At 60.5% G+C, this 25,591-nt stretch carries 18 protein-coding genes and 1 pseudogene; 7 read left to right on the top strand and 12 right to left on the bottom strand.

Annotated features, from left to right (window positions below; all coding sequences use genetic code 11):
* Positions 1–179: 179 nt before the first annotated feature.
* The 5 genes from topA to RHM69_RS30130 all read right to left on the bottom strand — a co-directional run bounded on the left by topA (position 180) and on the right by RHM69_RS30130 (position 7,527).
* Positions 180–2,801, bottom strand: coding sequence for a type I DNA topoisomerase (gene topA / locus RHM69_RS30150; protein WP_003189652.1), 2,622 nt, complete (start codon positions 2,799–2,801; stop codon positions 180–182).
* A 114-nt stretch (positions 2,802–2,915) separates the two neighbouring features.
* Entirely contained in the window at positions 2,916–3,152 is a 237-nt protein-coding gene (locus RHM69_RS30145) for a DUF1653 domain-containing protein (RefSeq protein ID WP_003189651.1), read from the bottom strand.
* Between the two features lie 98 nt (positions 3,153–3,250).
* Positions 3,251–4,426: an acetyl-CoA C-acyltransferase FadA gene (gene fadA / locus RHM69_RS30140; RefSeq protein WP_003189650.1), complete on the bottom strand. Its 1,176-nt coding sequence runs from the start codon at positions 4,424–4,426 to the stop codon at positions 3,251–3,253.
* 29 nt (positions 4,427–4,455) lie between these two features.
* On the bottom strand, positions 4,456–6,603 hold the full coding sequence (gene fadB, locus RHM69_RS30135; protein WP_005786151.1) for a fatty acid oxidation complex subunit alpha FadB: 2,148 nt from the start codon (positions 6,601–6,603) through the stop codon (positions 4,456–4,458).
* A gap of 486 nt (positions 6,604–7,089) precedes the next feature.
* Positions 7,090–7,527, bottom strand: coding sequence for a hypothetical protein (locus RHM69_RS30130; protein ID WP_019818247.1), 438 nt, complete (start codon positions 7,525–7,527; stop codon positions 7,090–7,092).
* A 105-nt stretch (positions 7,528–7,632) separates the two neighbouring features.
* Between RHM69_RS30130 and RHM69_RS30125 the strand changes: the two genes are divergently transcribed.
* On the top strand, positions 7,633–8,073 hold the full coding sequence (locus RHM69_RS30125; RefSeq protein WP_014717508.1) for a universal stress protein: 441 nt from the start codon (positions 7,633–7,635) through the stop codon (positions 8,071–8,073).
* Positions 8,074–8,255: 182 nt separating this feature from the next.
* Here the strand turns inward: RHM69_RS30125 and RHM69_RS30120 are convergent, their stop codons facing one another.
* The gene (locus tag RHM69_RS30120; protein ID WP_020302894.1) at positions 8,256–10,178 is read right to left on the bottom strand and encodes an ATP-binding cassette domain-containing protein; all 1,923 of its coding nucleotides are present in this window, start codon (positions 10,176–10,178) and stop codon (positions 8,256–8,258) included.
* Between the two features lie 213 nt (positions 10,179–10,391).
* Here RHM69_RS30120 and RHM69_RS30115 point away from each other — a divergent pair, with 213 nt between their 5' ends.
* Complete coding sequence (locus RHM69_RS30115; protein ID WP_014717506.1) at positions 10,392–12,320, top strand: transglycosylase SLT domain-containing protein; 1,929 nt, start codon at positions 10,392–10,394, stop codon at positions 12,318–12,320.
* Between the two features lie 65 nt (positions 12,321–12,385).
* Here RHM69_RS30115 and RHM69_RS30110 read toward each other — a convergent pair whose 3' ends face one another.
* Complete coding sequence (locus RHM69_RS30110) at positions 12,386–14,191, bottom strand: ABC transporter ATP-binding protein/permease (RefSeq protein ID WP_161937002.1); 1,806 nt, start codon at positions 14,189–14,191, stop codon at positions 12,386–12,388.
* 237 nt (positions 14,192–14,428) lie between these two features.
* Here RHM69_RS30110 and RHM69_RS30105 point away from each other — a divergent pair, with 237 nt between their 5' ends.
* Positions 14,429–14,602: a PA1571 family protein gene (locus RHM69_RS30105; protein WP_014717504.1), complete on the top strand. Its 174-nt coding sequence runs from the start codon at positions 14,429–14,431 to the stop codon at positions 14,600–14,602.
* A 102-nt stretch (positions 14,603–14,704) separates the two neighbouring features.
* Here the strand turns inward: RHM69_RS30105 and pdxB are convergent, their stop codons facing one another.
* Positions 14,705–15,847, bottom strand: a complete 1,143-nt coding sequence (gene pdxB / locus RHM69_RS30100) for a 4-phosphoerythronate dehydrogenase PdxB (protein WP_014717503.1) — start codon at positions 15,845–15,847, stop codon at positions 14,705–14,707.
* 251 nt (positions 15,848–16,098) lie between these two features.
* Between pdxB and RHM69_RS30095 the strand changes: the two genes are divergently transcribed.
* On the top strand, positions 16,099–17,493 hold the full coding sequence (locus tag RHM69_RS30095) for an MATE family efflux transporter (protein WP_168224235.1): 1,395 nt from the start codon (positions 16,099–16,101) through the stop codon (positions 17,491–17,493).
* Here RHM69_RS30095 and tusA read toward each other — a convergent pair.
* Entirely contained in the window at positions 17,490–17,735 is a 246-nt protein-coding gene (gene tusA, locus RHM69_RS30090) for a sulfurtransferase TusA (RefSeq protein ID WP_014717501.1), read from the bottom strand. The two genes, RHM69_RS30095 and tusA, sit on opposite strands and share 4 nt — an antisense overlap.
* A gap of 129 nt (positions 17,736–17,864) precedes the next feature.
* Positions 17,865–18,941: a 23S rRNA (cytidine(2498)-2'-O)-methyltransferase RlmM gene (gene rlmM, locus RHM69_RS30085; RefSeq protein ID WP_014717500.1), complete on the bottom strand. Its 1,077-nt coding sequence runs from the start codon at positions 18,939–18,941 to the stop codon at positions 17,865–17,867.
* Positions 18,942–19,137: 196 nt separating this feature from the next.
* Between rlmM and acnA the strand changes: the two genes are divergently transcribed.
* On the top strand, positions 19,138–21,879 hold the full coding sequence (gene acnA, locus RHM69_RS30080; RefSeq protein WP_200599236.1) for an aconitate hydratase AcnA: 2,742 nt from the start codon (positions 19,138–19,140) through the stop codon (positions 21,877–21,879).
* A gap of 177 nt (positions 21,880–22,056) precedes the next feature.
* Here the strand turns inward: acnA and RHM69_RS30075 are convergent, their stop codons facing one another.
* The gene (locus tag RHM69_RS30075) at positions 22,057–22,995 is read right to left on the bottom strand and encodes an aspartyl/asparaginyl beta-hydroxylase domain-containing protein (RefSeq protein ID WP_005786126.1); all 939 of its coding nucleotides are present in this window, start codon (positions 22,993–22,995) and stop codon (positions 22,057–22,059) included.
* A 148-nt stretch (positions 22,996–23,143) separates the two neighbouring features.
* Between RHM69_RS30075 and RHM69_RS30070 the strand changes: the two are divergent.
* A pseudogene (locus RHM69_RS30070) lies at positions 23,144–23,236 on the top strand (outer membrane lipoprotein carrier protein LolA); the annotation flags it as partial.
* Here the strand turns inward: RHM69_RS30070 and cysK are convergent.
* Positions 23,235–24,209 carry a cysteine synthase A gene (gene cysK / locus RHM69_RS30065; RefSeq protein ID WP_014717498.1) on the bottom strand — a complete coding sequence of 325 codons (975 nt, stop codon included), beginning with the start codon at positions 24,207–24,209 and terminating at the stop codon, positions 23,235–23,237. The pseudogene RHM69_RS30070 and the gene cysK overlap by 2 nt on opposite strands.
* A 125-nt stretch (positions 24,210–24,334) precedes the next feature.
* Here cysK and RHM69_RS30060 point away from each other — a divergent pair, with 125 nt between their 5' ends.
* Positions 24,335–25,411, top strand: a complete 1,077-nt coding sequence (locus RHM69_RS30060; protein ID WP_014717497.1) for a DUF748 domain-containing protein — start codon at positions 24,335–24,337, stop codon at positions 25,409–25,411.
* The last annotated feature ends 180 nt before the right edge of the window (positions 25,412–25,591 follow it).

Below are 25,591 nucleotides of genomic sequence, written 5' to 3'. Positions count from 1 at the left end.
GTAGGAGCGAGCTTGCTGTGGCGAGGGAGCTTGCTCCCGCTCGACTGCGTAGCAGTCGCCAGCTATTGGGGGCGCTTCGCACCCCAGCGCAAGCAAGCTTGCTCGCCACAACAAGCTCAATCCTACAGTAAGCAAAAGCCGTCTATACAGACGGCTTTTGGCGTTAACAGACTAGCGGATCAAGCGCCCTGGCGCTTGTCCTCGACCTTCCACTTGCCGCCGTCGTAGAACGCTTTCCAGCCAGTAGGCTTGCCGTCCACTTCGGTCTGCACGTACTGCTCCTTGGTCTTGCGGCTGTAACGGATCACGGCTGGGCGACCATCCGGGTCCTTTTTCGGCGCTTCACACAGGAAGTGGTACTTCGGATCGATCTCGTCCTTGTGCGGCACGATCTCCATCACCAGTGGTGCACGGGTCTCGCGGTTTTTCGGGAACTGGCTCGCAGCCAGGAACAGCCCCGAAGCGCCGTCACGCAGGATGTAGGTGTCGTTGACCTTCTCGCACTTGAGCTCGGGCATTTTCACCGGATCCATCTTCGGCGGCGCCGCATCACCGCTTTTCAGCAGTTTGCGGGTGTTCTTGCAGGTTGGGTTGGTGCACCCGAAGAACTTGCCGAAACGGCCAGTCTTAAGCTGCATCTCGCTGCCGCACTTGTCGCATTCCAGGCTCGGGCCTTCATAGCCCTTGATGCGATAGGTGCCCTCTTCGATCTCGTAGCCGTTGCAATCCGGGTTGTTACCACAGATGTGCAGCTTGTGCTTCTCGTCCAGCAGGTAGGCGTCCATCGCCGTGCTGCAGATCGGGCAGCGGTGCTTGCCACGCAGCACCAGCGACTCGGACTCACCCTCGTCGTCAGCCGCGATTTCATCGCCCGGCACCAGGTTGACGGTCGCCTTGCAGCGCTCTTTGGGCGGCAGGCTGTAGCCCGAGCAACCGAGGAACACGCCGGTGGAGGCGGTACGAATCTGCATCGGTCGACCGCAGGTAGTGCACGGAATATCCGTCATCACCGGCTGGTTGGCGCGCATCCCGTTCTCGGGGTTCTCGGCCACTTCAAGCTTTTTCTTGAAGTCGCCGTAGAACTCATCCAGCACGTTTTTCCAGTCGCGTTCGCCCTGGGCCACGTCATCGAGGTTCTCTTCCATGCCGGCAGTGAAGCCGTAATCCATCAAGTTGGAGAAACTCTCCGACAGACGCTCGGTGACGATGTCACCCATCTTTTCCGAATAGAAACGACGGTTGTGCAGCGCAACGTAGCCACGGTCCTGGATGGTGGAGATGATCGCCGCGTAGGTCGACGGACGACCGATACCGCGCTTTTCCATCTCTTTCACCAGGCTGGCTTCGGAATAACGCGCCGGCGGCTTGGTGAAGTGCTGGGACGGGTCGAGCTTGATCAGCTTCAGCGTGTCGCCCTGGGCCATGTCCGGCAGCACATCATCATCGCCAGGCTTGGCGATCTGCGGCATCACACGGGTGTAGCCGTCGAACTTGAGGATACGGCCCTTGGCACGCAACTCGAAATCGCCCGCGCCCACGCTGACGGTAGTAGACAGGTATTGCGCCGGCAGCATCTGGCAAGCCAGGAACTGGCGCCAGATCAGCTCGTAGAGGCGCTCAGCGTCGCGCTCCATGCCGCTCAGCTTGGCAGGCGTGGTGTTGGCGTCAGACGGACGAATCGCTTCGTGAGCCTCTTGTGCGCCTTCCTTGCTGCTGTAGACGTTCGGCTTCTCCGGCAGGTAGGTCTTGCCGAATTCGCTTTCAATATAGGTACGCGCCATCGCCACCGCGTCTTGCGACAGGTTGGTGGAGTCCGTACGCATATACGTGATGTAGCCAGCCTCATACAGACGCTGGGCCATCATCATGGTCTTCTTCACCCCGAAGCCCAGGCGGTTGCTCGCGGCCTGTTGCAGGGTGGAGGTGATGAACGGCGCCGACGGCTTGCTGCTGGTCGGTTTGTCTTCACGCTTGACGATGCTGTAGCTGGAAGCCTTGAGCTTCTCCAGCGCGGCCATGGCCTGGGCTTCGTTCAGCGGTTTGAAGGCCTCGCCTTTCTCACGGGCCACTTCAAAGCGCACGTTGGCGCCCTTGGCAGTGCCGAGGTCGGCGTGGACTTCCCAGTATTCTTCAGGGATGAACGCACGGATCTCGCGCTCACGCTCCACCACCAGCTTGACCGCTACCGATTGCACACGGCCGGCGGACAGGCCACGGGCGATCTTCGCCCACAGCAGTGGCGAGACCATGTAGCCGACGACGCGGTCGAGGAAGCGACGGGCCTGCTGGGCGTTGACACGGTCGATGTCCAGCTCGCCCGGCTTGGAGAACGCTTCCTGGATGGCTTTCTTGGTGATTTCGTTGAACACCACGCGCTTGTAGCGGCTGTCATCACCGCCGATGGCTTCGCGCAGGTGCCAGGCAATGGCTTCCCCTTCGCGGTCCAAGTCCGTCGCGAGATAGATGGTGTCAGCATCTTTGGCGAGCCGGCGCAGCTCTTCGATGACCTTTTCCTTGCCCGGAAGGATTTCGTACTTGGCCTTCCAGCCATGGTCCGGGTCCACACCCATGCGCGAAACCAGTTGCTTGCGCGCTTTTTCTTTAGGCGTGAGTACCGGACCTTCGCCCGCGGCGGCCTTGCCGCGCTTGGCGGCAGGCTCCTTGCTGGCGCTAGCCGAACCGCTGGTGGGCAGGTCTCGGATATGGCCGATACTCGACTTCACCACGTACTCGTTGCCCAAGTACTTGTTGATGGTCTTGGCCTTAGCCGGGGATTCCACAATGACCAGCGATTTGCCCATGGATCGGAAAATTCCTGAATTCGAGAAGTGAAAGGCAGTTGGCGCCTGACGCGGCAACGCTATATATAGTGGCAACCGGATGAGGTCAAGCGCAGCATTCTGCGCGACCTGCCGTTATTGCCCTGTAAAAAGACTGGGTTCGGCCGTGACCAAAGCAAAGCGTGGGACCTGCTCGCCGTCAACTTCGACGGTCTCCAGGAACATGCTCAAAGGGCGCACCCAAAAGCCGTATTCGCCATACAGCGCTTGGTAAAACACCACTTCTTCTTCGGTTTCAGAGTGGCGCGCCACGCTGAAAACACGGTACTGCGGCCCCTTGTAATGCTGGTAGAGCCCTGGTTCGACTTTCATGCTCTGGCCCTCATGCAAAATTTGTTGAAAAAAAATATTTAAAAGTTCCAAAAAACAAAAACCGGGGCACTGGGCCCCGGCTTCCGTCAACCGAACGTTTAGACGCGTTCGAAGACGGTAGAGATGCCTTGGCCGAGACCAATGCACATGGTTGCAACCCCAAGGTTGCCGCCATTTTGCTTCATCACGTTAAGCAAAGTGCCAGAGATACGCGCACCGGAGCAACCGAATGGGTGGCCCAGGGCAATCGCACCGCCGTGCAGGTTAACCTTCTCGTTCATCTTGTCGAGTACTTTCAGATCTTTCAGCACTGGCAAGGCCTGTGCGGCGAAAGCTTCGTTGAGCTCGAAGAAGTCGATATCAGAGATGGAAAGGCCTGCGCGCTTCAAGGCTTTTTGTGTGGCCGGTACTGGACCATAGCCCATGATCGCCGGATCCACACCCGCCACTGCCATCGAACGAATCACGGCCAGCGGCTGGATACCCAGGTCCTGGGCACGCTGCGCCGACATCACGATCATGCACGAAGCACCGTCGGTGATCTGCGAGGAAGTACCGGCTGTCACGGTGCCGCCCTTTGGATTGAAGGCGGGCTTGAGGGCCGCCAGGCTTTCCAGGGTAGTGTCCGGACGAATGGTTTCGTCGTAGTCGAACAGTTTCAGGAAACCATTCTCGTCGTAGCCGTTCATCGGGATGATTTCATCCTTGAACTTGCCTTCCACCGTCGCCTTGTGGGCGAGTTGGTGGGAGCGCAGGCCGAAGGCGTCCTGGGCTTCACGGGTGATGCCGTGCATTTTGCCGAGCATTTCCGCGGTCAGGCCCATCATGCCCGAGGCTTTCGCCGCGTAGAGGGACATGTGCGGGTTAGGATCGACGCCGTGCATCATGCTGACGTGGCCCATGTGCTCCACGCCGCCGACCACGAACACATCGCCGTTGCCGGTCATGATCGCTTGCGCAGCGGTGTGCAGCGCGCTCATCGACGAGCCGCACAGGCGGCTGACGGTCTGGCCGGCCGCGGTGTGCGGGATCTGGGTCATCAACGACGCCATGCGCGCGATGTTCCAGCCCTGCTCCAGGGTCTGGTTGACGCAGCCCCAGATCACGTCCTCGACTTCGTTCGGGTCGACCTTGGTGTTGCGCTCCAGCACTTTGCTGATCAGGTGCGCCGACATGTCTTCGGCGCGGGTGTTGCGGTGCATGCCGCCCTTGGAGCGGCCCATCGGCGTACGACCGAAGTCGACAATCACGACGTCTCTTGGATTCAAGCTCATAAATATTCTCGCTCTAGTCGATTGGGCGCTTAACCGAAGAAGCTCTGGCCATTCTTGGCCATTTCACGCAGCTTCGCGGTCGGGTGGTACAGCGGGCCCAAATCAGCGTATTTGTCAGCCAGGGCAACGAACTCGGCCACACCGATCGAATCGATGTAACGCAACGCGCCACCACGGAATGGAGGGAAACCAATACCGTACACCAGGCCCATATCGGCTTCGGCGGCGGTTTCAACGATGCCGTCTTCCAGGCAACGCACGGTTTCCAGGCACAGGGCGATCATCATCCAGTTGATGATGTCTTCGTCCGACACCTCACGCTGTTCGTAGATGACCGGAGCGAGCACTTCGTGCACCGACGGGTCGGCCACTTTCTTCTGCTTGCCCTTCTTGTCGGCCTCGTAGGCGTAGAAGCCCTTGCCATTCTTCTGGCCCAGGCGCTTGGCCTCGTACAGCGCGTCGATCGCCGAGCGGCGGTCGTCTTTCATGCGGTCCGGGAAGCCTTCAGCCATGACGTCGCGACCGTGGTGGCCGGTGTCGATGCCGACCACGTCCATCAGATACGCCGGGCCCATGGGCCAGCCGAACTTCTCCATGACCTTGTCGATGCGCACGAAGTCCACACCGGCGCTGACCAGCTTGGCGAAACCGCCAAAGTACGGGAACAGCACGCGGTTGACCAAGAAGCCCGGGCAATCGTTGACGACGATCGGGTTCTTGCCCATTTTCTTGGCGTAGGCAACGGTGGTGGCCACGGCCAGCTCGCTGGACTTCTCGCCACGGATCACTTCCACCAGCGGCATCATGTGCACCGGGTTGAAGAAGTGCATGCCGACGAAGTTTTCCGGACGCTTGAGGGCCTTGGCCAGCAGCGAGATGGAAATGGTCGAGGTGTTGGAGGCCAGGATGGTGTCATCTTTGACCTGGGCTTCCACTTCAGCCAGTACCGCCTGCTTGACCTTCGGGTTTTCGACAACCGCTTCGACCACCAGGTCGACGTGGCCGAAATCACCGTAGGACAGCGTAGGACGAATGCCGTTGAGCACTTCAGCCATTTTTGCAGCGGTCATGCGACCTTTATCAACGCGGCCCACCAGCAGCTTGGCGGCTTCGGCCAGGCCCTGTTCGATACCGTGCTCGTTGATGTCTTTCATCAGGATCGGCGTGCCTTTGGACGCCGACTGATAGGCGATACCGCCACCCATGATACCGGCGCCGAGTACGGCGGCCTGTTTCACGTCCTTGGCGATTTCGTCGTAGGCCTTGGCCTTTTTCTTCAGTTCCTGATCGTTCAGGAACAGGCCGATCAGGCTCTGGGCCGCCGAGGTTTTCGCCAGTTTGACGAAGCCTGCCGCTTCCACTTCCAGGGCTTTGTCGCGACCAAAGTTCGCGGCCTTCTGGATGGTCTTGATCGCTTCAACCGGCGCCGGGTAGTTCGGGCCGGCCTGGCCTGCCACGAAACCTTTGGCGGTTTCGAACGACATCATCTGTTCGATGGCGTTGAGCTTGAGTTTTTCCAGCTTCGGCTGACGCTTGGCCTTGTAGTCAAATTCGCCGCTGATGGCGCCTTTGATCAGGTTCAGCGCGGCTTCGGCCAGTTTGTCCGGAGCCACTACTGCGTCGACGGCACCGACTTTCAGTGCGTCTTCAGCCTTGTTTTCCTTGCCGGCGGCGATCCATTCGATCGCGTTGTCGGCACCGATCAGGCGCGGCAGGCGCACGGTACCGCCAAAGCCTGGGTAGATACCCAGCTTGACTTCCGGCAGGCCGATCTTGGCCGTCGCGGACATGACACGGAAGTCTGCCGCCAGGCACATTTCCAGGCCGCCGCCCAACGCGATGCCATTGATGGCAGCAACAGTCGGCACGTTGAGGTCTTCGAAATCGCTGAAGATCTTGTTGGCTTCGAGGTTGCCAGCCACCAGCTCGGCATCGGGCAGCTTGAAGTTGTCGACGAATTCGGTGATGTCAGCGCCGACGATAAACACGTCCTTGCCGCTGGAGACGATCACGCCCTTGACCGAAGCATCTGCTTTGATGGTGTCTACGGCCTGACGCAGTTCGTTCAGGGTTAGACGGTTGAACTTGTTGACGGACTCACCCTTGAGGTCGAATTTGAGTTCGACGATGCCACTTTCAAGAGCCTTAACCGTGATGGCTTTACCTTCGTAAATCATCAACTGATCTCCACGATATGGAAGCTGAACAGTACACACTGGACGCTGGTCTCTGGTTTGACATTGACAGTTGAATCAATGCTCACGCCAATCCGCCAGGCACACCCGCCAGTGCGATAGTCGGGTTTTGTATGAGTCGTCTGACAGGCAAACGCTCAATTCATACGCCCGTTTGATTTGGGTACGCCACCTTCATCCAATTCCGAGCAATTGTCAATCGCTCCAAAGGCTAGGAAAAACGCGACTTTCCAGTCATTTCAGAACCCGGCCCACAGGCTCGCCACCCGTCAATATTCAAATATTCACAGGATCAATAATGGAAAGGATGTGGGAAAAGGCTGTACAGAAAGCAATACACGACTAGGCTAGCGGCAATGTGCAGATTTACCGGCCTGCCTGGCCACCTCCAGCCCGATGATGATGTCGGGCTTTTTATTGCCTGGCTTTCCTGTAGGAGCGAGCTGGCTCGCTCCTACAGAGCTTGGGTCAGGCCAGGGCCTTGAGCAGCGTATCAATATCTTTCAGCACGCTTGCGTCGCCCTTTTCGCCCCAATACAGAGCAATCATCTGTTTGTCGGCCTCGACCTTGTAGACGTTTGCCGGCAGCGTTGCAAAATGCGGCAACAACTTCTCATCCACACAGGGTTCACGCCACTGATTGACCCATAGCCCCGGCTCCAGCTGCCAGTAGCTCCACGTTGCGGGCGCGCTGCCGCGTCGTGGCCGGCAATACTGCGCACAGGGGCTCGGCGGCTCCTGCTTGAGCCAGTGCGGCCATTCCTGAGGCGCCAACTGCATGGCCAGGCCGATGCGGCGTGCCTCCATGCGCAGGGCCATACGCCCACTCTGCTGGCGCGAAGGTCGCAGCCATACCAGGGGGCTCAAAACCACCGCAAGGATTGACACCACTATCCAGACCGTCATATGTGTACTCCCGAATTTCTAGATGAGCGGATTTGATCTGCGGCAACCCCATCCGCTTGAAAGCAGCCATACTGAACTTATTGCAGTCCTCTGGAGGAACGCCTCATGCCCTACGAACATATTCTGGTCGCTGTCGACCTGACCGAAGAGTGCGATCCAGTGATCAAGCGCGCACAGGAATCCGCGATTGCCAATGGCGCCAAACTGTCGTTGGTACACATCGTCGAGCCCATGGCCATGGCCTTTGGTGGTGACGTGCCGATGGACCTTTCCCAGCTGCAGCAACAACAATTTGACCAGGCCAAGGAGCGCCTTGACCGTTTGATTCTCAAATACCCGCACCTGAAAAAGGAAGACTGCCACCTGACATACGGCCAACCGCGCCAGGAAATTCACCACCTGGCCAAGGAAAAGGCTTGCGACTTGATCGTGGTGGGTAGCCATGGTCGTCACGGTTTGGCGTTGTTGCTGGGCTCGACCGCCAATGATGTATTGCACGGCGCGCCGTGCGATGTATTGGCCGTCAAACTGATAAAGAGTCCGTAAGACCGATAAAGGTCTAATGTGGGAGCTGGCTTGCCTGCGATAGCGGTGTATCAGCCACCCGATGCATCAACTGGCAGACTGCTATCGCAGGCAAGCCAGCTCCCACAGTTGAATCGCATTTCATATTAAAAAGCCCGGCGCTCATAGAAGAGCGCCGGGCTTTTTTATTGCGGCTCGATCACTCAGGCATCCAGCTCGGCCCAACGCTCAACCAACGCTTCCAGCTCCTGGTTCAACGTCTCCAGGGAGGCGATAACCTTGGCGGTTTCTGCCGCAGGGCGCAGGTAGAAGCCGGCGTCAGCCATTTCCGCTTCCACCGCAGCGATCTGCTGTTCCTTGGCGTCGATATCGCCTGGCAAGGCTTCCAACTCGCGCTGCAACTTATAGCTCAGCTTCTTCTTGGCCGGCGCAGCGTCAGCAGCCGGTGCAGGCGCCTCGGCAGCGGCGGGAGCCACCACCGCCGTGTTCAGGTCCGCCTTGCCCGACTTGCTCTCGGTCACGCCCAGCAGGCGCGGCGAGCCGCCCTGACGCAGCCAGTCCTGATAACCGCCCACGTATTCGCGCACCTTGCCTTCGCCTTCGAAAACCAGGGTGCTGGTGACCACGTTGTCGAGGAATTCCCGGTCGTGGCTGACCATCAGCACGGTGCCGTTGAAGGTCAGCAAGACCTCTTCCAGCAGTTCTAGGGTTTCCACGTCGAGGTCGTTGGTCGGCTCGTCGAGCACCAGCAGGTTGGCCGGCTTGCTGAACAGCTTGGCCAGCAGCAGGCGCGCACGCTCCCCCCCCGACAGCGCCTTGACCGGCGTGCGCGCACGTTGCGGGCTGAACAGGAAGTCGCCCAGGTAGCTGAGTACGTGGCGGCTCTGGCCGTCGATGTCGATAAAGTCGCGACCTTCGGCGACGTTGTCGATCACGGTCTTTTCCAGGTCCAACTGGTGGCGCAACTGGTCAAAGTAGGCCACGTCGATGCGAGTGCCCTCTTCCACCTTGCCGCTGGTCGGTTGCAGACCGCTGAGCATCAGCTTGAGCAAGGTGGTCTTGCCGGTACCGTTGGCGCCCAACAGGCCAATACGGTCGCCGCGCTGCAGGACCATGGAGAAGTCCTTGATCAGGAACGGGCCGTCCGGGTGATGGAAGCTGACGTTCTCCAGCACCATCACTTGCTTGCCCGACTTGTCGGCAGTATCGAGCTGGATATTGGCCTTGCCGGTACGCTCGCGGCGCTCACTGCGCTCCACGCGCAAGGCTTTCAAGGCACGCACACGGCCTTCGTTACGGGTGCGACGGGCCTTGATGCCCTGGCGGATCCAGACTTCTTCCTGGGCCAGCTTCTTGTCGAACAGCGCGTTGGCGGTTTCTTCGGCCGCCAGGGCGGCTTCCTTATGCACCAGGAAGCTGGCGTAGTCGCCGTTCCAGTCGATCAGGCCGCCACGGTCCAGCTCGAGGATGCGCGTAGCCAGGCTCTGCAGGAAAGCACGGTCGTGCGTGATAAACAGCACGGCGCCCTGGAAGTCCTTGATGGCTTCTTCAAGCCAGGCGATGGCGCCGATGTCCAGGTGGTTGGTCGGTTCGTCGAGCAGCAGCAGGTCCGGCTCGGACACCAGGGCCTGGGCCAGCAGCACACGGCGACGCCAGCCGCCGGACAATTCGGCGAGGGTCTTGTCTGCCGGCAGTTGCAGGCGGCTCAGGGTGCTGTCCACCAGTTGCTGCAAGCGCCAGCCGTCACGGGCTTCGAGGTCTTGCTGGACGTGCATCAGTTTGTCCAGGTCTTCTTCGGTGACGCAGTTCTGTGCCAGGTGATGGTATTGCGCGAGCAACTCGCCAACACCGTCCAGGCCTTCGGCTACCACGTCGAACACTGTCCGTCCGTCGGCCACCGGCAATTCTTGCGGCAATTCGCCGATCTTGAGGCCCGGGGCACGCCAGACAGAGCCGTCATCGGGCTTCTGGTCGCCTTTTACCAGCTTCATCATGCTGGACTTGCCGGTGCCGTTGCGGCCGATGATGCACACCCGCTCACCACGGGCGATCTGCCAGGACACCTTGTCCAACAACGGCATGGCGCCGAAAGCAAGGGACACATCGCTGAATTTGAGCAGGGTCATACGCTTCTCCAAAAACTGGGCGCGCATTCTACCTGATGTGAGGGTGGGATGCGGTCGGCATTTTCTCTATTGACACGTTCTGTAGGACATTTCCGGCGAACTTGAACGAACCAGCCGGCAAAGCTTTCGCGGGCCGCTGGCAAAAGGCTAAGCTAGGGGCAATCAGTGTCGGCAGTGCCGGTGCTAGTCGTGATTTCTCTGCACGGACGTCTCATGCGCAGTCGCCTTTTCAACTTTTTATCTTGTCTGCTTCTTTCCGCCACTGCCGTTCAATCCGCCCAGGCGGTGGACCTCACCACTCAACGCCAGTATTACGATCAAGCCAAACGTGCCTTGGCCAAGGGCGACAGCGGCCCCTATATGCAATACAGCCAGGCCCTGGCCGATTACCCGCTCACGCCCTACCTGGCCTACGACGAACTGACCGCGCGCCTGAAAACCGCAAGTAACGAGGAAATCGAACAATTCCTCGCCAAACACGGCGACTTGCCCCAGGCCAACTGGATGAAACTGCGTTGGCTGCGCTGGCTGGCCGAACGCGGCGATTGGCAAACTTTTGAAAAGTACTACGACACCAAGCTCAATTTCGTCGAGCTGGATTGCCTGCATGGCCAGTACCAGCTCAGCCACAATCTCAAGGCTGAAGGCTACAAGACCGCCGAAAAATTGTGGATGACCGGCAAATCCCAGCCAGCCGCCTGTGACGCCACGTTTGGCCAATGGGCCGCTGCCGGCCAGCTCACCGAGCAGAAGATCTGGGAGCGCACCAAGCTCGCCGCCGAAGCGCGTAACTACGCGCTGGCCAACAGCCTGGTGAAAACCCTACCCACCCTCGGCGCCCAAGGCCGCTTGATGGTGGATGTTGCGCAAAAGCCCGACATGCTCAGCGACCCGTCACGCTTCCAGCCGGCCACCGAGGCCATGTCTGACGCCGTGGGCCTGGGCCTGCGTCGCCTGGCGCGGCAGGATCCGGACAAAGCCATGTCGCTGCTCGACGGTTACGCCAGCAGCATGCACTTCTCCCGTGACGAAAAAGTCTCGATTGCCCGCGAGATCGGCTTGACCCTGGCCAAGCGCTTCGACCCGCGCGCACTGGAGGTCATGACCAAGTACGACCCCGAGTTACGCGACAATACGGTTTCCGAGTGGCGTCTGCGCCTGCTGTTGCGCCTAGCGCGCTGGGAAGACGCCTACCAGTTGACCCGCAAACTCCCACAGGACCTGGCCACCACCAACCGTTGGCGCTACTGGCAGGCACGCAGCCTGGAGCTGGCCGAGCCGAAAAACCCGCAGGCTTTGGTGCTGTACAAAAACGTGGCCAAGGAGCGGGACTTCTACGGTTTCCTCGCTGCTGACCGCTCCAAAGCCCCTTACCAGTTGAACAACAAGCCGCTGGTGATGAGCCAGGCGCTGGTCAACAAGGTGCGCAATACCCCGGGGGTGCGGCGTGCCCTGGAATTCTACGCCCGTGGCCAGATCGTCGACGGTCGCCGCGAGTGGTACCACGTCAGCCGTCATTTCAACCGTGACGAGATGGTCGCCCAGGCCAAACTGGCCTACGACATGAAGTGGTACTTTCCGGCCATCCGCACCATCAGCCAGGCGCAGTACTGGGACGATCTGGACATCCGCTTCCCGATGGCCCACCGCGACACCCTGGTGCGCGAAGCCAAGGTACGTGGCCTGCACTCCAGCTGGATCTTTGCCATCACCCGTCAGGAAAGCGCGTTCATGGACGATGCCCGCTCCGGCGTCGGCGCCAGCGGCCTGATGCAACTGATGCCCGGCACCGCCAAGGAAACTGCACGCAAGTTCAGCATCCCCCTGGCCTCCCCGGCCCAGGTGCTGGACCCGGATAAAAACATCCAGCTCGGCGCTGCTTACCTGAGCCAGGTTCACAGCCAGTTCAACGGCAACCGCGTGCTCGCCTCCGCTGCCTACAACGCCGGCCCCGGCCGCGTGCGCCAATGGCTGCGCGGCGCAGACCACCTGAGTTTCGACGTGTGGGTGGAAAGCATCCCCTTCGACGAAACCCGCCAGTATGTGCAGAACGTGCTGTCTTATTCGGTGATCTACGGGCAGAAGCTCAACTCACCGCAGCCGTTGGTGGATTGGCATGAGCGGTACTTCGACGACCAATAAGGCTCTGAACCTGCTTCTAATGTGGGAGGGGGCTTGCCCCCGATTGCAGGCTGTCAGTCACACGTCTATTGCTGATCCGCCGCTATCGGGGGCAAGCCCCCTCCCACAGGGTCCGCACTGAACTGCAACGCCGCCAACCGCGCATACAGCGGATTGCTCGCAATCAACTGCTGATGCGTGCCCACCGCCACCAGCTTGCCCTGGTCCATCACCGCAATGCGGTCGGCATTCTTCACCGTGGCCAAACGGTGGGCGATCACCAGCGTGGTGCGCCCCTGCATCAGCTGCGGCAGCGCTTGCTGGATAAGGTGTTCACTCTGGGCGTCGAGGGCGCTGGTGGCTTCGTCCAGCAGCAGGATCGGCGCGTCGACCAGCAAGGCGCGAGCGATGGCCAGGCGTTGGCGCTGGCCGCCGGAGAGGCCCTGGCCACTTTCGCCGAGGTGGGTTTGGTAGCCGTCGGGCATTTGCAGGATGAAGTCGTGGGCGTGGGCAATACGCGCGGCGGCTTCCACCTGGGCGGTGGTCGCGGACGGGTTGCCGTAGCGGATGTTGTCCTCGACGCTGCCGAAGAACAACGCCGGGCTCTGGGACACCAGGGCGAAATGGCGCCGCAGGTCCAGGGGGTCTAGCTCGGTCAGCGGCTGGCCTTCGAGCAGGATTCGGCCTTGCTGGGGGTCGTAGAAGCGCAGCAGCAGATCGAAAATCGTCGACTTGCCCGCACCGGACGGCCCTACCAAGGCCAGGGTTTCGCCCGGGTTGATGGTCAGGTTCAAGCCGTCGATGGCATAGCTGTCCGGTCGCGAAGGATAGGAAAAGCGTAGGTCCTGCAGTTCCATGCGGCCACTGACCCGATCCGGCAAACGTACGCCGCCAGTGGCCGGCGCCTGGATCTCGTTGCCTGACTGCAACAGCTCACCGATACGCTCGGCTGCCCCGGCGGCACGCTGCAACTCGCCAAGCACTTCGCTCAGGGTGCCGATGGCGCTGCCGACAATCAGGCTGTAGAACACGAACGCCGCCAGCTCACCGCCGGAAATGCGCCCGCTGATCACGTCCATGCCGCCCACCCAAAGCATCACGCCTACCGCGCCGAGCACCAGCATGATCACCAGGGTGATCAGCCAGGAGCGCTGCAAGATGCGTTTACGTGCCGTGACAAAGGCGTCCTCGACGGTGACGGCAAAGCGTTGTTCGTCCTGCACCTGATGGTTATAGGCCTGCACGGTCTTGATCTGGCCCAACGTCTCGGCGACATAGCTGCCGACGTCCGCGATACGGTCCTGGCTCAAACGCGACAGGCTGCGCACCCTGCGCCCGAAGATCAGAATCGGCGCCAGAACCAGAGGCAACGCCACCACCACGATGCTGGTGAGCTTGGGGTTAGTAATAAACAGCAACACGATGCCGCCGATCACCATCAGGGCGTTGCGCAGAAACAGCGACAGTGATGAGCCGATCACCGATTGCAGTAAGGTGGTGTCGGTGGTCAGCCGCGACTGGATTTCCGAGCTGCGGTTGTTCTCGTAGAAGCCGGGGTGCAGGTAGATCAGGTGGTTGAACACCTGCCGGCGAATATCGGCTACCACCCGCTCGCCAATCCACGACACCAGGTAAAACCGCGTGAAGGTGCCCACGGCCAGGCCGAGCACCAGCAGCATGAACAGGCCGATTGACTGGTTGAGCAGGTGTGGCGACTGGGTCATGAAGCCCTGGTCCACCAACAGGCGTATGCCCTGCCCCATGGACAAGGTGATGCCAGCGGTGACGATCAGCGCCAGCAGTGCGCCAAGCGCCTGCCAACGGTAGGGCGCAATAAAGCGGCTGGCCAGGCGAATCGCACGGCGTTGACGGATGGAGAACATGGAAGGCATCACCCAATGAGGAGTCTGTACCTCAACATTGGGGGAACTTGCGCAAATAACAATGAGTCAGGTTAATTATGCCCGCCGATGCAGGCCGCTAGAGGCTATCGGTCTAAGCCTGATCTGGAAATATGTACCGGTTTCTGGTGGACTGGGTGTTCAAACCGATGAGCGTGTAAGGAGTTGTAACAGCGCGTTCATGCGGGGGAATTAAAGTAGGTACACAACCTGATGAGGAGACAGGCCATGACCTTGCAAAATAGCAGCGACGCCAAGATTGAAGTGATCCGCCAGCCGCAGCAGCTGCCTTGCTCGTACATCGATGCCAAGGGCCGGGAAGTGCAGATTACCGAAGAAATGATCCAGCAAGCCTGCAGCGAGCTGGAACAGCGACTGGTCAAGCCTGCCCAGCAAGGCTGAAGCGCCCACGCTCTTTCAAACCCGGCCCAAGTGGCCGGGTTTTTTATGCCCGCTGTAGAAGCGAGCTTGCTCGCGAAGGCCTCAAGAGCACCGCGATAACCGTTACAGCTGTTCGGCACCCAGAGCAGTCACGATCTGTGACAGCACCGCCGACTCCCCGTTGATGCGCACCTTCAAGCCATCGATCTCGCGACGCTCCGGATAGTGCTTGCGCAGCAGGTCGAAAGCTTGGCGCTGTTCCTGCACAGTGCCCACCAGGCTGCGACGGAAATCCGCGTCGTCACGTCGTGGGTCGTACACACTGCGGCACAAGGTCGCCAGCGCCCAGGCCGGGTCAGTCTCAGGATGCAAGTGCATCTCGGCCAGCCAGGGGGCCGGCAGCAAATCACTTAAGTGAATACTCGGTTCCTGGCCCAGGTGCGCGCACAGCGCCTGGTAAATCTGCGCGGTGCCGCGCTGCTTGCCATCGAGGCTGTAGCCGGCAATATGCGGCGTGGCCAGCACGCACAGGTCAGCCAGGTCGACGTCCACCTCGGGCTCGCCTTCCCACACGTCCAGCACCGCTTGCAGGTCTTCGCGCGCCAGCAACACCTCGCGCAGCGCGGCGTTATCCACCACCGCACCCCGGCTGGCGTTGATCAGCCAGGTGCCCGGCTTGAGCTGTGCCAGGCGCTGGCGATCAAACAGGTGCCAGGTCGAACCGTTGCCGGACTTGATCAGCGGCGTATGCAAGCTGATCACGTCACATTGCTCGATGACCTGCTGCAGACTGACGTAATCACCGTCTTCGGTAATCTGGCGCGGCGGATCGCACACCAACACATTCCACCCCAGGCCCTTGAGCACCTTGACCAAGCGCCCGCCGACTTCGCCGGCACCGACGATGCCATAGGTACGCTGTTTGAGGTCAGCGCCTTCGATTTCAGCCAGGGTCTGCAAGCTGCCAAGCACGTAGTCCACCACCCCACGCGCATTGCAGCCGGGCGCGCTGGACCACTGGATACCCGCTTGCTTGAAGTAGTCGAGGTCCAGGTGGTCGGTGCCGATGGTGCAGGTGCCAACAAAGCGCACGTTACTGCCCTCAAGCAGGGCACGGTTGACGTTGGTCACCGAGCGCACCAGTAGCACGTCGGCCTGCCCGACCGTAGCGCGGTCGATGGAACGGCCAGGCACGCGGCGAATCTCGCCAAACCCTTCGAAGAATGCATCGAGCAGCGGGATATTTTCGTCGGCAACAATCAGCATGGCAGGCTCCTTTGGCGGATTGGCAGTGTACAGAAGATCCTGTGTAGGAGCTGGCTTGCCTGCGATGGCATCGACCCGGTTTGCCTGATGTACCGAGGTGCCTGCATCGCAGGCAAGCCAGCTCCCACAGGGTTCAGCGCTGGCCTGGGCGCATTGCTTACAAATCCCTAACACAGGTTTTTTCCTGACCGCTGCGTCAACGCGTAGAATCCGCCGTCCTTGCGACTGCCTTTTTTATTGGACACCTGTACGTGAACACTGCCACCGCTACCCTCTCCCGCCCCACCCGCATCAGCCGGGAAGTGCGCGGCCTGCTGACGCTGGCCTTGCCGATCATGATTGGCCAACTGGCAACCACCGCAATGAGCTTCGTCGATGCGGTGATGGCCGGGCGCGTGAGCCCACAGGACCTGGCGGCGGTGGGCCTGGGTAATTCGATCTGGATCCCGGTGTACCTGTTGATGACCGGTACTCTGCTGGCCACCACGCCGAAAGTCGCCCAGCGCTACGGTGCGGGCCAGTTCAGCGAGATCGGGCCCTTGGTGCGTCAGTCATTGTGGCTGGCCGTGGTGGTTGGCATCGCAGGGGCGCTATTGTTGCTGTGCGCCGAGCCGATCCTGCATGCGATGAAGGTCGAACCCGACTTGATCGAGCCGTCCATGGGCTACCTGCATGGCATCGCCGCCGGTATGCCGGCGGTGGCGTTGTACTACGTGTTTCGCTGTTTCAGTGACGGCCTGGGCCGCACACGGCCGAGCATGGTCATGGGTTTGTGCGGGTTGGCGCTGAATATTCCGCTGAACTACATCTTCATCTACGGCCACCTGGGCGTACCGGCCATGGGCGGCGTGGGTTGTGGCTGGGCTACCGCGATTGCAATGTGGGTGATGATGATCGGTCTGGCCATCTGGACGCGCTGGGGCGCGGCCTATCAAAGCAGCGAATTGTTCAAGCGCTTCGACTGGCCGCAGTGGGCGGTGATCAAGCGCGTGTTGGGCATTGGCCTGCCGATAGGCGTGGCGATCTTTGCCGAATCGAGTATTTTTGCGGTGATCGCCTTGTTGATCGGCAGCCTGGGCGCCACGGTGGTCTCCGGCCACCAGATCGCGCTGAACGTCAGCTCCCTGGTGTTCATGATCCCTTACTCCCTGAGCATGGCCGTCACCGTGCGCGTCGGCCAGGCGCTGGGGCGCGGCGAACCTCGGGAAGCACGCTTCGCCGCCGGCGTCGGCATGGGCACCGCACTGGCGTATGCCTGCTTTTCCTGCAGCTTGATGCTGTTGTTTCGCGAGCAGATTGCAGCGATCTATACGCCCGACCCGGTGGTGATCCACCTGGCGTCGATGCTGATCGTGTTCTCGGCGCTGTTCCAGTTCTCTGACTCGATCCAGGTCACCGCCGCCGGCGCATTGCGCGGCTACCAGGACACCCGGGTGACCATGGTGCTGACCTTGTTCGCCTATTGGGGCGTTGGCCTGCCGGTAGGTTACGCCCTGGGCCTGACCAACTGGCTCGGCGAGCCCAGCGGCCCGAGCGGTTTATGGCAAGGGCTGATCGTGGGCTTGAGCTGTGCGGCGGGGATGTTGGTGGTGCGCCTGGCGCGCAGTGCACGCCGACGCATTCGGGCCGAAAAGGCGCAGGCTTAATCGGCTTTCTTGCGGATCCAGTACAGGTAGGTGCCAGCATCTTCCTGCTGATCCACCAGTTCATGGTCGAGAAACACGCAGAACTTGGGGATATCGCGACGGGTCGACGGGTCGGTCGCGATCACCTTGAGCAGGCCGCCCGCCGGCAGGTCGCGGATGTGCTGGTGCAGCATCATCACGGGTTCCGGGCAGTTGAGGCCGGTGGCGTCGAGGGTGCCATCAACCGGCAGTTCAAGACTCATACTTCACTCCTAAAACTGGCACCGCTCAACAATGTGGGAGCGGGCTTGCCCGCGATGACGGGGGCACATTCAACATAAATTTCGACTGTTATACCGCTTTCGCAGGCAAGCCAGTTCCCACATTTAATATCAGCGGCCTTTGGATTTCTTTACGTCTACCAGGCGGCGCAGGTGACAGGTCACTTCTTCGCGATCGTGGTAGAGCTGCTTGCAGCCGATCTCCACACGAATGCCACGCGCCTTGAAGCCCTCTTCGATGCGCTCCAGCAAACGCTTCACTTCGGCGTAACGCTGTTTCATCGGCAACTTCAGGTTCACCACCGCCTCGCGGCAATGCCCTTCGCCAATCCACGTTTCCAAGAGTGCCGCGTTGCGAGCGGGCTTCTCAACGATGTCGCAGACCATCCAGTCTACCGGCTGCTTGGGCACGAAGGTGAAGCCGTCGGCCATCAGATGCTGCACCAGGCCGGTGTCCATCAGGCTTTCGGCCATGGGGCCGTTGTCGATGGCAGTCACCAGCATGCCACGGTTGACCAGTTGCCAGGTCCAGCCGCCCGGTGCGGCGCCGAGGTCGACGCCGGTCATGTCGCCGTGCAGGCGCTCGTCCCACTGGTCACGGGGGATAAAGTGGTGCCAGGCTTCCTCCAGCTTCAGGGTCGAGCGGCTGGGCGCGTCACGCGGGAACTTGAGGCGCGGGATGCCCATGGGCCACATCGCCGAGTTGTTCGACTCAGCCAGGCCCATGAACACTTCACGGCCACTCTTGAAGGTCAGCAGCAGGCGAGGCTTGCTCGGGTCGTCCACCAGCTTGCCGGCGTTAAGCAGAGCTTTGCGCAGGTGCACTTCGAACTTCTTGCAGAAGTTTGAGAGTTCCTTGCCGTCGTTGGTGTCGACCATCTCCAGCCACAGGCTGCCGCACACGGGGAATTCGCGCAGGTGGGCGAGGATCACGCTGATACGGTCGGTTTCCGGCAGGTCGATAAACACCCCGCGCGCCCACTGCCGGGGGAAGATCAGCTCGGCGAAGCGTTGGCCGTGCATCAGGCGCTGGGCGCCGTCTTCTTCGGTGCAGACAAATTCGGCGCAGGCGCTGCCGGTCTTGGCCTTGGCGTAGCCGGACACGTTCAGGCGCGCGGCGTGCTCCGCGATCTCGGAACAGACTTCGCCTTCAAAACCCGGGCGGCAGTGCATAAAAAGGGTGTTCATTGAATCTCCTGGTGAATCAACTGGCCTTGCGCTATCGCAATACCTGTCATGAAAACGCGCGCATGATAGCCGAGTTCGGAACCTTGGACTCAGCGATAGAGTCCAGTTATTAGCCTGCTAATGAAAACAGCGCTAACGTGATAGCTCTGTTCGTCCCGTCAGGTCCGTAGCCGTGCGGACCATAAGGAGTCATGTAATGTCATCCCTTGATAGCCTGAGAACCCTTAAGACACTGCAAATAGACAGTAAAACCTACCACTACTTCAGCCTGCCCGAAGCCGCCAAGAGCCTGGGTGACCTGGACAAGCTGCCGATGTCCCTCAAGGTGCTGCTGGAAAACCTGCTGCGCTGGGAAGACGCCAAGACCGTCACCGGCACCGACCTCAAGGCCATCGCCGCCTGGCTCAAAGAGCGCCAGTCTGACCGCGAGATCCAGTACCGCCCCGCTCGCGTGCTGATGCAGGACTTTACCGGGGTACCCGCGGTGGTCGACCTGGCCGCCATGCGCGCCGCCGTGGCCAAGGCCGGGGGCGACCCGCAGCGCATCAACCCGCTGTCACCGGTGGACCTGGTGATTGACCACTCGGTGATGGTCGACAAGTTCGGCAGCACCAGCGCCTTTGAGCAGAACGTTGACATCGAAATGCAGCGCAACGGCGAACGCTACGCCTTCCTGCGCTGGGGCCAGAGCGCCTTTGACAACTTCAGCGTCGTGCCACCTGGCACCGGTATCTGCCACCAGGTCAACCTCGAATACCTGGGCCGCACCGTATGGACCAAAGAAGAAGACGGCCGCACCTACGCCTTCCCCGACACCCTGGTAGGCACCGACTCCCACACCACCATGATCAACGGCCTCGGCGTACTCGGCTGGGGCGTGGGCGGCATCGAAGCCGAAGCGGCGATGCTCGGCCAGCCGGTGTCGATGCTGATCCCGGAAGTCATCGGCTTCAAGCTCACCGGCAAGCTCAAGGAAGGCATCACCGCCACCGACCTGGTGCTGACCGTGACGCAAATGCTGCGCACAAAAGGCGTGGTGGGCAAGTTCGTCGAGTTCTACGGCGACGGGCTGGCCGATTTGCCCCTGGCCGACCGCGCGACCATCGCCAACATGGCACCGGAATATGGCGCGACCTGTGGCTTTTTCCCGGTGGATGAGGTGACCCTGGACTACCTGCGCCTGTCCGGCCGCCCGGCTGAGACGGTCAAGCTGGTGGAAGCCTATACCAAGGCCCAGGGCCTGTGGCGCAACGCAGGCCAGGAGCCGGTCTTCACCGACACCCTGGCCCTGGACATGGGCACTGTCGAGGCCAGCCTCGCCGGGCCTAAACGCCCCCAGGACCGCGTCGCCCTGCCGAACGTAGGCCAAGCGTTCAGCGATTTTCTCGAGCTGCAATTCAAGCCCACCAGCAAAGAAGAAGGCCGCCTCGAAAGCGAGGGCGGAGGCGGCGTTGCCGTGGGCAATGCCGATCTGGTCGGCGAGGCGGATTATGAATACGAAGGCAACACCTATCGCCTGAAAAACGGCGCGGTGGTGATCGCCGCGATTACCTCCTGCACCAACACCTCCAACCCCAGCGTGATGATGGCGGCCGGGCTGGTGGCGAAAAAAGCCGTGGAAAAAGGCCTGACCCGCAAGCCCTGGGTGAAAAGCTCCCTGGCGCCAGGCTCCAAAGTGGTCACCGACTACTACAAGGCTGCGGGCCTCACCCAGTACCTGGACAAGCTTGGCTTCGACCTGGTGGGCTACGGCTGCACCACCTGTATCGGCAACTCCGGGCCCCTGCCCGAGCCGATCGAAAAAGCCATTCAGAAGGCCGACCTCACCGTGGCCTCGGTGCTGTCCGGCAACCGTAACTTCGAAGGCCGTGTGCACCCACTGGTGAAAACCAACTGGCTGGCCTCGCCGCCCCTGGTCGTCGCCTATGCGTTGGCCGGCACCGTGCGCATCGACATCAGCAGCGAACCGCTGGGCAATGACCAGCAGGGTAATCCGGTATACCTCAAGGACATCTGGCCCAGCAGCCAGGAAATCGCCGAAGCGGTGGCCCAAGTCAGCACCAGCATGTTCCACAAGGAATATGCCGAAGTGTTTGCCGGCGACGAACAGTGGCAAGCCATTGAAGTGCCGCAGGCAGCCACCTACGTGTGGCAGCAGGATTCCACCTACATCCAGCACCCGCCGTTCTTCGACGACATTGCTGGCCCGCTGCCGGTGATCGAGGACGTCAAGGGCGCCAACGTGCTGGCCCTGCTGGGGGATTCGGTAACCACCGATCACATCTCCCCAGCCGGCAATATCAAGGCCGACAGCCCGGCCGGGCGCTACCTGCGCGAACAGGGCGTGGAGCCGCGTGACTTCAACTCCTACGGCTCACGCCGGGGCAACCATGAAGTGATGATGCGCGGCACCTTCGCCAATATCCGTATTCGCAATGAAATGCTCGGCGGCGAAGAAGGCGGTAACACGCTGTATATCCCTACGGGCGAGAAAATGGCGATCTACGATGCCGCCATGAAGTACCAGGCCTCGGGCACACCGCTGGTGGTGATCGCCGGCCAGGAATACGGTACCGGCTCCAGCCGCGATTGGGCGGCCAAGGGCACTAACCTGCTAGGGGTCAAGGCGGTGATCGCCGAGAGTTTCGAGCGTATCCACCGCTCCAACCTGGTAGGCATGGGCGTGTTGCCGTTGCAGTTCAAGCTGGATCAGAACCGCAAGACACTCAAGCTCACCGGCAAGGAGAAGATCGATATCCTCGGACTGACCGATGCCGAGATCGAGCCGCGGATGAACCTGACGTTGGTGATCACGCGGGAGGATGGCAGCAGCGAGAAGGTTGAGGTGCTGTGCCGGATTGATACCTTGAATGAAGTGGAGTATTTCAAGGCGGGCGGGATTCTGCACTACGTGCTGCGCCAGTTGATCGCCTCTTAAGAGCAACGCAGATCAAAGGTGGGAGCTGGCTTGCCTGCGAAAGCGGTGGGTCAGCCAACCTTTTTATAGCTGATACTCCGCCATCGCAGGCAAGCCAGCTCCCACAGTTTTGATCACATTCCAGGCATGAAAAAGGCGCTGTATCTTTCGATACAGCGCCTTTTTATGGTGTGCGGTTTAGCCGAACAGCCACTTCCAGAGCAGTACCAGCACCACCACCGCCAGCACCGGCCGCGCAATGCGGTAGGCCTTGGGATGCTTGCGCTTCCACTGTTTGACCTGGCCACTGAACTTGTCGCTGAAGGTCTTGCTCCAGGCGTACGCCTGGTTGATGCCGCCCACGCGCTCGTCATCGAGGTTCTGCGGCGCGGTTGCGCGGCCCAGTTGCTTGCTGACCCAGCGGTTGATGCGGGTCATCACGCGGTTGCTCAATGGCCGCTCAATGTCGCAGAACAGGATCACACGGGTCTGTTCGGTTTCGTTTTTCACCCAGTGCACGTAGGTTTCATCGAACATCACGTCTTCACCGTCGCGCCAGGCGTAGACCTGGCCGTCGACGAAGATACGGCAGTCGTCGGAGTTCGGCGTGGACAGCCCCAGGTGATAACGCAGGGAACCGGCAAACGGATCGCGGTGCGGGTTGAGGTGACTGCCGCCCGGCAACAGCGCAAACATCGCGCCCTTGACGTTAGGGATGCTGCTCACCAACGCCACGGTCTTGGGGCACAGCGCCTCGGCCGATGGCAGCGGTTTGTCGTACCACTTGAGGTAGAAACGCTTCCAGCCCTTCTTGAAGAACGAACCGAAGCCGGCGTCGTTGTTCTTTTCGGCGGCGCGGATGTAGCCCTCGTCGAACAGGTGCATGGCCTCTTCGCGGATCACTTCCCAGTTGTCCTTGAGCACATCCAGTTCCGGGAACTTGCTGCGGTCCAGGTAGGGCTTGGACGGCACCGCGGAAAACAGGTACATCAGGGCGTTATACGGGGCGAACAGCGCTGAATGGTTGACGAACTGACGCAACATCGGCAAACGGGCCTTGCCACGCAGGTGCACATACAGCGTGCTGCCAATGAACAGCAGCAACACCGACAGTTTGGCGGCCAAAGAAAAGGTCATGCAGCAACTCCTGGAAATAAGCGCCTGGCCAGCAAATTTCCGTCAATGGGAAACCAGACGTAACAGCCGGCCATGATAAACACTTGAGCCATTATGCAGAAGGCCCAGGAAACCAGACTGACCTGTATCAACACTTGTAGGAGCGAGCTTGCTCGCGAAGAACGTCAACGATAACGAGGGCTTACTGACACAACGTGGCGCTCTCAGGTTTTTCGCGAGCAAGCTCGCTCCTACAGTATTCAGGCCTGGTTTTCCTGCTCGGTAAACAAATCGCTGAACAACATGCTCGACAGGTAGCGCTCACCGGAGTCCGGCAAGATCACCACGATAGTCTTGCCCTGCATTTCCGGCTTCTCGGCCAGGCGCACGGCCACCGCCATGGCGGCGCCACAGGAGATCCCGCACAGAATGCCCTCTTCCAGCATCAAGCGCCGGGCCATGGCCTTGGACTCCTCGTCGGTCGCCAGCTCCACGCGGTCGACCATCGACAGGTCGAGGTTTTTCGGCACAAAACCGGCGCCGATCCCCTGGATCTTGTGCGGGCTGGGCTTGATCTCTTCACCCGCCAAGGCCTGGGTGATCACCGGCGAAACCATGGGTTCCACAGCCACCGACAGGATCGGCTTGCCCGCGGTGTTCTTGATATAGCGCGATACCCCGGTGATGGTGCCGCCGGTTCCCACGCCCGCCACCAGCACGTCCACGGCGCCATCGGTGTCGTTCCAGATTTCCGGGCCGGTGGTTTTCTCGTGGATCGCAGGGTTTGCCGGGTTGTCGAACTGGGCCGGCATAAAGTAGGTGGCCGGGTCGCTGGCGACGATCTCGGCGGCCTTGTCGATGGCGCCCTTCATGCCCTTGGCCGGCTCGGTCAGCACCAGTTCGGCGCCCAGAGCCTTGAGCACTTTACGGCGTTCAAGGCTCATGGACGACGGCATGGTCAGCAGCAACTTGTAGCCACGGGCAGCGGCGACAAATGCCAGGCCGATACCGGTGTTGCCCGAAGTCGGCTCGACTATGGTCATGCCCGGCTTGAGTTTGCCGCTGCTTTCCGCATCCCAGACCATGCTGGCGCCAATGCGGCACTTCACCGAATAGCCGGGGTTACGCCCTTCGATCTTGGCCAGGATCGTCACGCCCCGCGGTGCGATGCGGTTGATCTGAACCAGAGGCGTGTTGCCGATGGAGTGCGCGTTGTCTGCGAAGATGCGGCTCATGGCGATTCCTGTTGTCGAGACTTTGGAAGGCCCCAAGGGTATGCCTCGTGCTCCCAAGCGTCCAGAAGGAGGAACGTTGCGACGATCAGAACAGTCAATCTCCTACAAGCTAGGAGAACTGCCCAATGAAACGTCGCTACAGTTGGCCGTTAGGGACAATCGCCGCTCTGGTGCTGGTCCTGATTGCCGTGCACATCGCGCTGCCCTACCTGGTGCGCAACTACCTGAACGACAAACTCGCCAACATGGGCGACTACCGTGGCGAGATTGCCGATGTGGACCTGGCGCTATGGCGCGGCGCCTATCGGATCAACGGCCTGCAAATCGTCAAGGTGGACGGCAAGGTCCCGGTACCTTTCGTCAAGGCGCCGCTGATCGAGTTCGCCGTGAGCTGGCATTCGCTGTGGTACGACCATGCCGTCGTGGCCGAGGGGCATTTTGTACGCCCCCAGATCAACTTCGTCGATGGCGGTGCCAACAAACAGGCGTCCCAGACCGGTAAAGGCACCGACTGGCAGGAACAACTGCGCAAGCTGCTGCCGATTACCCTCAATGAAGTACGCATCGAAGACGGCGAGATCGCCTTCCATAACTTCAGCTCCAAGCCTCAGGTGAATATCAACGCCACCGGGGTCAACGCCAGCTTCTATAACCTGACCAATGTGGTGGATGTCAAAGGCAAGCGTGATGCACGCTTTGAAGGCAAGGCACTGCTGCAAGGCCAGGCGCCCCTGGAAGCCAACGCCACCTTTGACCCGCTGAGCGATTTCGAAGAGTTCGAGTTCCGCTTCCGCGCCCGCGACCTGCAACTCAAACGCATGAACGACTTTGCATCGGCCTATGGCAAGTTCGACTTCAAGGCAGGCACGGGTGATGTGGTGATCGAAGCCCAGGCTGAAAATGGCCGGCTCACCGGCTACATCAAGCCACTGCTGCGTGATGTGGAGGTGTTCGACTGGCAACAAGACGTTGAAAACCAGGACAAGAATATCTTCCGCTCAATCTGGGAAGCCGTGGTGGGCGCCAGCGAAACCGTGCTGAAAAACCAGCGTAAAAACCAGTTCGCCACCCGTGTGGAGCTGAGCGGTAGCGTGCATCAGCAAAATGTCAGTGCGTTTTCTGCGGTGATCGCGATTCTGCGCAATGGGTTCATCCAGGCGTTCAATGCTCGTTACGAACAGCCCAAGCCCAGCGCTGATTAACCCTGTGGGAGCTGATCAGCCAACTCATCTGTCACTGATACACCGCCATCGCAGGCAAGCCAGCTCCCACACTTCCTGCATGGGCCAGGGCTGATGTGACCCGCCATTCAGAGACTGAATAACCCGTCTGCGTTCACAGTCGCCGGGGCTGAGGGGTATAGTCGGGCCATTGATGAATCC

This window comes from Pseudomonas sp. CCI1.1 (assembly GCF_034348165.1).
GTDB lineage: Bacteria > Pseudomonadota > Gammaproteobacteria > Pseudomonadales > Pseudomonadaceae > Aquipseudomonas > Aquipseudomonas paracarnis.
This window is presented reverse-complemented; position numbering and strand designations above follow the sequence as displayed.

What these genes read in the sequence shown, in the direction of transcription:
- RHM69_RS30060 (WP_014717497.1), top strand. Translation starts at nt 24,335, where the DNA reads ATGAAACGTCGCTACAGTTGGCCGTTAGGGACAATCGCCGCTCTGGTG.
- fadB (WP_005786151.1), bottom strand. Translation starts at nt 6,603, where the DNA reads ATGATTTACGAAGGTAAAGCCATCACGGTTAAGGCTCTTGAAAGTGGC.
- topA (WP_003189652.1), bottom strand. Translation starts at nt 2,801, where the DNA reads ATGGGCAAATCGCTGGTCATTGTGGAATCCCCGGCTAAGGCCAAGACC.
- RHM69_RS30075 (WP_005786126.1), bottom strand. Translation starts at nt 22,995, where the DNA reads ATGACCTTTTCTTTGGCCGCCAAACTGTCGGTGTTGCTGCTGTTCATT.
- RHM69_RS30120 (WP_020302894.1), bottom strand. Translation starts at nt 10,178, where the DNA reads ATGACCCTGCTCAAATTCAGCGATGTGTCCCTTGCTTTCGGCGCCATG.
- acnA (WP_200599236.1), top strand. Translation starts at nt 19,138, where the DNA reads ATGTCATCCCTTGATAGCCTGAGAACCCTTAAGACACTGCAAATAGAC.
- fadA (WP_003189650.1), bottom strand. Translation starts at nt 4,426, where the DNA reads ATGAGCTTGAATCCAAGAGACGTCGTGATTGTCGACTTCGGTCGTACG.
- RHM69_RS30105 (WP_014717504.1), top strand. Translation starts at nt 14,429, where the DNA reads ATGACCTTGCAAAATAGCAGCGACGCCAAGATTGAAGTGATCCGCCAG.
- rlmM (WP_014717500.1), bottom strand. Translation starts at nt 18,941, where the DNA reads ATGAACACCCTTTTTATGCACTGCCGCCCGGGTTTTGAAGGCGAAGTC.
- RHM69_RS30145 (WP_003189651.1), bottom strand. Translation starts at nt 3,152, where the DNA reads ATGAAAGTCGAACCAGGGCTCTACCAGCATTACAAGGGGCCGCAGTAC.
- tusA (WP_014717501.1), bottom strand. Translation starts at nt 17,735, where the DNA reads ATGAGTCTTGAACTGCCGGTTGATGGCACCCTCGACGCCACCGGCCTC.
- cysK (WP_014717498.1), bottom strand. Translation starts at nt 24,209, where the DNA reads ATGAGCCGCATCTTCGCAGACAACGCGCACTCCATCGGCAACACGCCT.
- RHM69_RS30110 (WP_161937002.1), bottom strand. Translation starts at nt 14,191, where the DNA reads ATGCCTTCCATGTTCTCCATCCGTCAACGCCGTGCGATTCGCCTGGCC.
- RHM69_RS30115 (WP_014717506.1), top strand. Translation starts at nt 10,392, where the DNA reads ATGCGCAGTCGCCTTTTCAACTTTTTATCTTGTCTGCTTCTTTCCGCC.
- RHM69_RS30125 (WP_014717508.1), top strand. Translation starts at nt 7,633, where the DNA reads ATGCCCTACGAACATATTCTGGTCGCTGTCGACCTGACCGAAGAGTGC.
- pdxB (WP_014717503.1), bottom strand. Translation starts at nt 15,847, where the DNA reads ATGCTGATTGTTGCCGACGAAAATATCCCGCTGCTCGATGCATTCTTC.
- RHM69_RS30130 (WP_019818247.1), bottom strand. Translation starts at nt 7,527, where the DNA reads ATGACGGTCTGGATAGTGGTGTCAATCCTTGCGGTGGTTTTGAGCCCC.